Here is an 8,259-nt window from a genome sequence, read left to right as displayed (position 1 = left end):
ATGTGTTAAGCGCGCCGCCAGCGTTCGTCCTGAGCCAGGATCAAACTCTCCATGAGAATTCAAACAGCTCTTCTTGAACGAAACACTAGACTTCTTCAAGTCTTTGCTTCCGTTCGGAATTTCACGTTCTTGTCCCGTGTTCTTTGCGTGGAGCGCAAGGGACGTGTTGCCCTCGGCTTACCTCCACCACGGGGCGCTCGTTACAAAAGCACTCCCAAGACCCAGGTTTTCAAAACATCGCGCGAGCCGCTGGCCCGCTTCCTTCAATTCGCACCCGGCCAGCTTCACCCGGCCGCCGCGTTCAGTCCTTCAATCTACCACCCTCGGCCTCTTCGGTCAAGGGGTGGGCGGCGATGACTTTCTCGCCTTTCGTCCGCCCGGCTTTCCTGCAACCCCTTCAATCTACTGGACTTCCGGCGTTTGGTCAAGGGAGGTTTTTCCGAATTCCCCTCTCTTGGCCGGCCCGCCGCCGTTTCCGGCGACAGCCCTACAACATATCAGCCTCTCCAACCCCCGTCAACCCCTGATTGAACGACCGCTGCTGCCGGGCGTGGTGGAGGGGCGCCAAGTATAGTGCTCTGCCCGCAGGCGGTCAAGAGGCTCGTTCCACATCCCCGTGTAGAGCGTATCCGCGGCGCACTTCTCGCCCGGCGCGGGCGTGTCGGCTATTGTAACGGCTGGCGAGCAAAGAGCGGACATCGAGAGGAAAGCGTGACGGATCTGCCGGTGGTGGTGGTGGGCGCGGGGGCCGCGGGAACGATGGCGGCGATCTTCGCGGCGGCGCAGGGACGGCGCACGCTGCTGGTGGAGCGCACGCGCGATGGCGGGAGGAAGATCCTGATCAGCGGCGGCGGGCGGTGCAACGTGCTGCCGTCGGGGGTGGACGCGGGACAGTACTTCAGCGAGTCGTCGCGCAACACGCTCAAGAAGATGCTCCTCTCGTGGCCGCTGGCGGACCAGCGCCGCTTCTTCGAGGACGAGGTGGGGATCCGGCTGGTGCTGGAGGAGGACTCAGGGAAGCTGTTCCCCGCCAGCAACCGGGCGCGCGACGTTCGCGACGGGCTGCTGGACGTGGCGCGGCGGCGGGGCACGGAAACGGTGTTCGGCAGTTCCGTCGCGGGGCTGCGTCCCCCGGTGGGGGGTGAGCCCTGGACGGTGCTGCTGGAGGGCGGGCGCGAGATTGCCGCGGGGGCCGTCGTCATCGCCACCGGCGGGCTGTCGGTGCCGGCAACCGGGAGCGACGGCACCGGACTGCGCATCGTGCGGCAGCTCGGCCACACGCTACACGACACGTACGCCGCCCTGACGCCGCTGACCGCACAGCCTCCCGTGCACGCCGACCTTGCTGGCGTGTCGCTGGAGGTGGAGCTGGACGCGCCGCTGCAGAAGGGCAGCCTGCGGGCCCGCGGGGGCTTCCTGTTCACCCACCGCGGCTATAGCGGTCCGTCTGTGCTGAACGTGTCGCATCTTGCCGTGCGCTCGGCGCACGACCCGGCGCGCCGGCAGCCGATCTACGCGCGCTGGACGGAGCTCGATGCGACCGCGTGGGAAGCGGTGCTGCTGGAGCGCGGCCCGGGCGCGGTGGGCTCGTTGGTCAGGCGCCATCTGCCGCAGCGCCTTGCCGACCGACTGCTGGACGAGGCCGGTGTGGACCCGGAGCGCACGCGGTCGCAGCTGCGGCGGGAAGAAAGGGCGCGGCTGGTGGAGGTGCTGGCGCGCTATCCCCTGCCCTGGACGGGCGACGAGGGCTACAAGAAGGCCGAGGTGACCGGCGGGGGCGTGCCCCTTTCGGAGGTGGACCCGCGGACGATGGAGAGCCGCGTGGCACCGGGGCTGTTCCTGTGCGGCGAAATCCTGGACTGCTTCGGGCCGATCGGCGGCTACAACTTCTTCTGGGCATGGGCCACCGGACGGGCCGCCGGGCTCGGCGCGGCGGCCTCCCTCCAATCGTTGCCGTCATGACCGAGACCGCGTCGTCCGATTCCCATCCACAGTCCCCTTCCCCGTCTGAGGATGCAGAGGCGCAGCTCCGGGCGGAGTTTCCCGTGGTCGTGGAGATTCCCGTGGCATGGGCAGAGATGGATTACTTTCGCCACGTAAACCACGCGGTCTTCTTTACCTACTTCGAGAGCGCCCGCATCCGCTACCTGGACCTGATCGGCTTCCGCGAGCTGACCGATGCGGTGCAGACGGGGCCGATCCTGGCGTCCGCCCAGGCGCGATTCCGCCGCCCAGTGACGTATCCCGACACGCTGGTCGTGGGGGCACGGACCACGGCGTTGGGCGAGGACCGCTTTGCGCACGAGTACCGCGTGGTCAGCCGTGCGATGAACGACGTGGCGGCTTCGGGCGGGGCGTTGCTGGTATCGTACGACTACGCGGCGGGCGCCAAGGTGCCGGTTCCTGAGGCGGTACGGGCGGCGATCCGGCACCTGGAGGGAGAGCGGCTGACCAGCGCCTGAGCGTCACGCATCGCAGGAAATAAGAACCCGGTCCGCGCTTCCTGGCGCGGACCGGGGTCTTCGTTCAGCGGACGCGCTCGCCCGCGGGTGACCACACTTCCACGTCGCCCAGGTTGAGAGCGCGGATGGGCGCCTCGATCTGCGCCAGGTCGCCCGCCACGACGATGGTGGCGGCGCCGGGGGTGAGGCGCGCCCCGCCCACTCGCGCCACGTCGCCCGGCGCCACGGCGGCCAGCTGCTCGCGGTAGGTGGCGTAGTAGTCCATCGGCAGCCCCCACACGAGCAGGTTCTGCATCCGCTGAGCGAGCCCCTGCACGGTTTGCACGGAGGCGGGAAAGCTGCCCACCAGGTTGCCCGTAGCTCCTGTAAGCTCCTCCGCCGGCACGGGCTCCTCTACGATGCGGCGGTACTCGCGGACGGACTCGACCAGAGCCGAGTCGGTGGCGTTGGTGCGCACGGACGAGTTGATGAACAGCGTTCCTGCGCCGCGCGCCGGGTTGAAGTTCGCAAACGCGCCGTACGTCCACCCGTGCCGCTCGCGAAGGTTCTGGTTGATGCGTGCGTTGAAGGCGCCGCCCAGCACCTGCGTGAGCGCGGTCAGGCGGATGACGTCGGGGTCTTCGGCGCCGGGCGCGGCCTGGCCCACGCGGATGTGGGACTGCACGGAGCCGGGGCGATCGACCAGGATCACCCGCGTGCGCTGCGCCGGGCGCGCCGGGTTGGGCTTGCGCGCGAGCCGAGGCGCCGCCCCACGCCAGCTTCCGAACGCCTGCCGCGCGATCTGTCGCGCCTCGTCAGCGGCCACGTCGCCCACCAGGAGCAGCGTAGCCCCAGCGGGCACGTACATCGTGCGATGCCACCGCACCACGTCGTCGCGCGTCACCTGCGCCAGCGTGGACGCGGTGCCGCCGGGAAGGCGCGAGTAGGGGGCCTGGGCGGCGAAGACGGCGCGGGCGAAGGCCTCGGCCGCGAGGCCTTCGACGGTGGACTGGCTCTGCACGTGGGCCGTGATGGCCTGCTGCTTCACCCGTTCGAAGTCGCGCGCGGGAAAGGCGGGCGCTGTGACGGCCTGCGCGGCCAAGCCCAGCGCTTCGGCGAAGGCGGGCTTGAGCGCCGTGACGACGGCGAAGGTCGAGTTCTGCCCCGCCCCTGTCTGGAACTGCGCACCGAGCCGTTCCATCCGCTCGGCCAGCTCGGGACCGGGGAGGGCGGCAGTTCCCTCGGGAAGCAGGTTGGCGGTGAGTACGGCCAGGCCGTTGCGCTCGGCCGGCTCGTGCTCGGCGCCGGCTTCCAGGATCAGCCGGCCGGTAACCAGCGGAACCGAGGCCTGGCGCACCACCACCACCCGCAGGCCGTTCTCCAGCCGGAACTCCTCGATCGGAGGCAGCGTGTACGGGCGGGGAGCGCCCAGGGCGGGCGGCTGCGCTACGATCTGCAGCGCCGGGGGCGCGGGAGCGGTCTCCACTGGCGCAGGGACCGGCGCGGGCTCCGCGGGGGGCGTGCACGCGGTGGCGGCTGCCAGCGGGGCGGCCGCGAGCAGCCGAAGCAGGGTCGTCCGGCTCATTGGGGGGCTCCTGGGCGCGGGGCGGGGACGAAGACGAGGACGGCGCGGTTGTCGGGGGCCAGGAACTCGCGGGCCAGCGACGACACGTCGTTCACCGACACGGCGCTGAGGGCCGGGAGGTAGCGGTTGATCCATCCAGCGTCCCCGTACACCACCGCGCCCTGCGCCAGGACGTCGCCACGGCCGCCGAAGCCGCCCATCGTCTGCAGCTGGTTGACCAGGTCGAAGGTGGCGGCGGCGCGGGCGCGCTCCAGCCCCGCGGCGTCGATGCGAGCCGCCACGCCGTGCACCTCGGCGAGGAGGGCGGCTTCGAGCGAATCGGCGTTGGCGCCGGGCTTTCCGGTGGCGCCCACCACCAGCATGTCGGCGTCTTCCACCAGCTCGAAGTTGAACGAGAACACCTGAGTGGCCACCTGGCGGTCGCGGACCAGGGACGTGTAGAGCGGCGACGAGCGCCCGCCCGCCAGCAGCTGCGCCAGCAGGTTCACCGCCGGGGCGCGCGGGTCCCGGGCCGGCGGAACACGGAAGGCCACGTAGACCGCCGGCGCGGGCGCGTTGGCGTCGGGAATTACCTCGCGCGGCGACGCGCCGAGGCGGGGAGGGAGCGGAACGCGGCGCACGGGGGGCGGCTCGGCGCCGCCCGGAATGCCGGCGAAGTAGCGGTGCACCATCTGGCGCACCTGCGGCACATCGATGTCGCCCGCGATCGCCAGGACGGCGTTGTTGGGAACGTAGTAGGTGCGGAAGAAGCTACGGACGTCCTCGATGGACGCGTTCTCCAGGTCTTCCATCGAGCCGAGCACCACGTGGCGGTACGGATGCTCCTCGGGATACATGTGGACGAGAATCCGTTCGATCCAGCGGCCGTACGGCTGGTTGTCCATCCCCTGGCGGCGTTCGTTCTTCACCACCTCGCGCTGGTTTGCCAGCTTGCCTTCGTTCAGCGCCTCGTCCAGGGTGGCCATGCGGTCGGCCTCCAGCCACAGCGCCAGTTCCAGCGCGTGCGAGGGCACCTGTTGGAAGTAGTTGGTGCGGTCGAAGCTGGTGGTGCCGTTGATGTCGCTTCCCGCGCGGGCGCCCACCGCCTCGAGCAGCCCGAAGTGGCGGCCTTCGGGCGCGTTTCGCGAGCCGGTGAAGAGCATCAGGTGCTCGAACAGGTGCGCGAACCCCGTGCGGCCCCGCACCTCGTGCTTGGAGCCCACGTCGTACCAGAGCACGGTGGAGGCGACCGGCGCCGATCGGTCGACGGAGTAGATGACCTTCAGCCCGTTCGGCAGCGTTTCTTCTTCGTATTCCAGCCGGACGGCGGGCGGCGCCTGCGCGTCCAGCGGCACGCACGGGAGCGCGGCCAGGAGGAGCGCGGCCAGGGTGGGGATGGGTTTCATCGGCGGCTCGGGAAGGGGGATGTCCGCGTGGGGGTCAGCCCCGGCAAGGTAGCCGGGGCGGCGGATGGCGACAACCAACGTGCATCAGAACACGCGACCGCCGAGCGGGGTGTCCAGGTCTGGGGCGAGCAGGACGACGGCTCCGTCGGGATCGGGGACGCCCAGCACCAGGACCTCGGACATGAAGGGGCCGATCTGGCGCGGCGGAAAGTTGGTCACGGCGATCACCCGGCGGCCCACCAGCTGCTCGGGCAGGTAGTGCACGGTGATCTGCGCGCTCGACTTCCGAATCCCCAGTTCCGGGCCGAAGTCGATCCACAGCTTGATCGCCGGTTTGCGCGCCTCGGGAAAGGGTTCGGCGCGCTCCACACGCCCCACCCGCATCTCGACCTTGTGGAAGTCTTCGTAGTCGATCGTCATCGGGTCGCGGTTCGGTGATCTGGGCGTCGGAATGGACGCCCATGCGGAGGCGGGCGCCGTCAGGCGAAGGTAGCGCGGGCCGCCGCGCGGCGGCAACAACGAGCGGCCCAATCCGCTGCCCAAAGCGGCTGAAGCCGCGGGAACGAACGCGAGAAGCCTCGCAAACTACGCGAGGCTTCCCATTTCGAACCGCACCTGCGACCCCGGTTGCGGGATCAGCGGGTGATGTCGACGCGCACGTAGTCGGGAAATGGAGGAATGGCGGACAGGTCGTGCTCGAAGGTGATGAGGTCGCCTTCGCGCGCCACCTCGCGAAAGCCGCCGAAGCGATAGGTGACTTCCATCATCCGGTTGCGGCCGTTGGGCTTGAACTCGGCGCGAAGGCGCACGCCGGCGGCCTTGGCTTGGGCCATCACGTGGCTGATCATGATGGTGCCTACCCCGCGCGACATCACGCGGCACGACATCAGCAGCAGCTTCAGCGTCCAGAAGCGGCCTCCCTTCTCCACCAGCGCCAAGCCGATCTTGCCGTAGGTGCCGTAGCGGTCCTCCAAGCCCGCCACCAGCAGCAGGTGCCCGTGCGAGGCGCGAAAGGCGTTCAGCTCGTCGTAGCCGTAGGTGTAGCCCGTGGTGTTCAGCTGGTTGGTGCGCACGGTGAGCTCCTCGGCGCGCTGCAGGTCGTCTTCGCTGCAGGGCGAGAGGGTGAACCGCATGTCCAGCGAACGCAGGAATTCCTCGGACGGGCCGGCGAACGTTTCTTCCGCACGGTTGCGGGAAATGTCGGCCATGTACATGCGCCGGCGGTTGCGGCTGTCGTCGGTGATGAACTCGGGGTTCATCTCGGGCCGGTCGAGCAGGTCCGCGAGCTCGGCCGCGTCGAAGGTGCGGACGGCGGGGCAGGCGAAGGCCACTTCCTCGCGCTCGAAGGGCTGGTCGTCCACGAACAGCAGCGTGTCGAGGCCAATGTTGAGCGCACGCGCGATGTCGGCGACGTTCTGGCCCTTGGCGTTCCAGTTGATGTGCGGGTACAGGAAGTACTCGGAGATACCGAGCGCTTCCAGACGGGCCATCGCGCGGTCGTGGTCGTTGCGGCTGGCGACGGACTGCAGGATGCCGCGCTCGTCGAGCTCGCGCAGGATCCCGAGCACGCCGGGGCGCAGCTCCACCCGCTCATCCTCCAGCAGGATGCCGTTCCAGAGGGTGTGGTCCAGGTCCCACACCACGCACTTGACGGTCTTGGCCGGCGCGCCGCCGATCGCCTCGCCAATCCCTTCGCTCATGCCGCCCTGTGTCGTGTTCTGACGGGTACGCGTCGTCACCAGGCCATCCACGATCCTTCCATTCCGCTGGACGCCGCTCGATGCCGCGCGGGGTGCGCCCGCACTACAGCGCGCCGAGAACGGCGTGCAGGTCCGCCGAGAAGACGCGGAGGAAGTCCTCGCGCTCGGTCTGGTGGAAGAAGTGCCCGCCGGGGAACATGCGGATCACGAACGGACCACTGGTGTGGCGGCCCCATGCCTCCACGTTCTCGCGGGTGACTTTCGCGTCGGCGACGCCGCCGTAGGCCGTGATGGGACAGTCCAGCGGCGCTTCTTCGCCGAACTCGTACGTCTCGTGCAGCGCCACGTCCGCCCGCAGAAGGGGCAGGAGCATCTGCATGATCTCGCGGTTCTCCAGCAGCTCGCGCGGCATGCCGCCCAGCTCCCCCAGGTCCGCCAGGAACTCGTCGTCCGGCAGGTGGCCGATGAGGCGGCTCTGCGGGGGGACGTCGGGGGCGCGGCGGCCGCTAGCGAACAGGTGGCGCGGCCCGGAAAGCCCGCGCCTCCGGAGCAGCCGGGCCAGCTCGAAGCCGATGAGCGCGCCGTTGCTGTGGCCGAAGAGGGCCCAGGGCAGATCCAGCCAGGGGCGCACCGCATCCGCCAGCGCGTCGACAAGCGGGTCCAGGCGATCGAACGGCTTCTCCATGATGCGGTTCTCGCGCCCGGGAAGCTGCACCAGGCACACCTCCACCTCCGGCGGCAGCGCCTCTGCCCAGCCCCGGAACGCCGAAGCGCCGCCACCCGCGTGCGCAATGCAGAAAAGACGCAGCCGCGCCCGCGGGTTGGACCGCGGGCGCGAAATCCACTTGTCAGTCGTGCTGGAATTCACAATTTCCTCTCCTGTTCCGCCACGAAGCGCACCAAGGTATCGCACGGGCGCGGGTCCGTACAGTGCCCGGTGGTTCTCCATCGGCGGACCGGGGTACGAATCCGCTTGCCTCGCGCACTGGCGCGCGCCAAGATGGGGCGCTGGCCATCCACCTGCCTCACGGACGTGAACCGATGCCGCGCAACTGGCTGCTGAAGAGCGAGCCCGAGGTATACTCCATCGACGACCTGCACCGCGACGGGCAGACCACGTGGGAGGGGGTGCGCAACTACCAGGCGCG

The 8,259-nt window shown here is 69.5% G+C and carries 8 protein-coding genes; 3 read left to right on the top strand and 5 right to left on the bottom strand.

Translation table 11 applies throughout. The annotated features are described in order from the left end of the window. Positions 1-711: 711 nt before the first annotated feature. Positions 712-1,962, top strand: a complete 1,251-nt coding sequence (locus VIB55_RS05090) for an aminoacetone oxidase family FAD-binding enzyme (RefSeq protein ID WP_331875585.1) — start codon at positions 712-714, stop codon at positions 1,960-1,962. Continuing rightward, entirely contained in the window at positions 1,959-2,462 is a 504-nt protein-coding gene (locus VIB55_RS05085) for a thioesterase family protein (protein ID WP_331875584.1), read from the top strand. The genes VIB55_RS05090 and VIB55_RS05085 overlap by 4 nt, the downstream gene beginning before the upstream one ends. A 64-nt stretch (positions 2,463-2,526) precedes the next feature. Here the strand turns inward: VIB55_RS05085 and VIB55_RS05080 are convergent, their stop codons facing one another. The 5 genes from VIB55_RS05080 to VIB55_RS05060 form a co-directional block, all read right to left on the bottom strand. Then, entirely contained in the window at positions 2,527-4,026 is a 1,500-nt protein-coding gene (locus tag VIB55_RS05080; RefSeq protein WP_331875583.1) for a pitrilysin family protein, read from the bottom strand. Then, positions 4,023-5,411 carry a pitrilysin family protein gene (locus VIB55_RS05075; RefSeq protein ID WP_331875582.1) on the bottom strand — a complete coding sequence of 463 codons (1,389 nt, stop codon included), beginning with the start codon at positions 5,409-5,411 and terminating at the stop codon, positions 4,023-4,025. The genes VIB55_RS05080 and VIB55_RS05075 overlap by 4 nt, the downstream gene beginning before the upstream one ends. Before the next feature lie 84 nt (positions 5,412-5,495). Next, positions 5,496-5,831: a tRNA-binding protein gene (locus VIB55_RS05070; RefSeq protein ID WP_331022546.1), complete on the bottom strand. Its 336-nt coding sequence runs from the start codon at positions 5,829-5,831 to the stop codon at positions 5,496-5,498. A gap of 215 nt (positions 5,832-6,046) precedes the next feature. Continuing rightward, complete coding sequence (locus VIB55_RS05065; RefSeq protein ID WP_331875581.1) at positions 6,047-7,111, bottom strand: HAD-IIIC family phosphatase; 1,065 nt, start codon at positions 7,109-7,111, stop codon at positions 6,047-6,049. A gap of 103 nt (positions 7,112-7,214) precedes the next feature. After that, positions 7,215-7,979, bottom strand: coding sequence for a thioesterase II family protein (locus tag VIB55_RS05060; RefSeq protein WP_331875580.1), 765 nt, complete (start codon positions 7,977-7,979; stop codon positions 7,215-7,217). A 173-nt stretch (positions 7,980-8,152) separates the two neighbouring features. Between VIB55_RS05060 and VIB55_RS25440 the strand changes: the two genes are divergently transcribed. Continuing rightward, on the top strand, positions 8,153-8,259 hold a 107-nt coding region (locus VIB55_RS25440; protein ID WP_349262992.1), incomplete at its 3' end, for an EVE domain-containing protein.

The sequence above is a fragment of the Longimicrobium sp. genome, assembly GCF_036554565.1.
GTDB lineage: Bacteria > Gemmatimonadota > Gemmatimonadetes > Longimicrobiales > Longimicrobiaceae > Longimicrobium.
This window is presented reverse-complemented; position numbering and strand designations above follow the sequence as displayed.